The 239-nt window shown below is 41.8% G+C and carries 1 pseudogene; it reads right to left on the bottom strand.

Features of this window, described 5'->3' with window-relative positions:
* Positions 1–239 (bottom strand): annotated as a pseudogene (locus tag SB765_RS33365) (kynureninase); the annotation flags it as partial.

The raw sequence follows: 239 nt of genomic DNA, 5'->3' as shown, positions 1-239 counted from the left end.
CCACATTTCGCTCAGGGTTTAACGATAATGCACTACTTAACAGTTTAAATAAGTTAACTGAAATAGAGTCACAACAAATCACTTGGCCTTTTGCTGCGCCAATAATCGGCGCTATTTTCTCTCCTACCTGAGTTGGTAAATCAATCCATTGGTGATCATTCCAACTTCTAATTAAATGGCTACCCCATTGCTGACTTACCACCTCAGCTACGCGCGATTTTACGGCTTTAGGCAAAGCC

Source organism: Pseudomonas sp. SIMBA_067 (assembly GCF_046534675.1).
Lineage (GTDB): Bacteria > Pseudomonadota > Gammaproteobacteria > Pseudomonadales > Pseudomonadaceae > Aquipseudomonas > Aquipseudomonas putida.
Note: the sequence above shows the minus strand (reverse complement) of the source record. Positions and strands in the feature narration are given on the sequence as shown.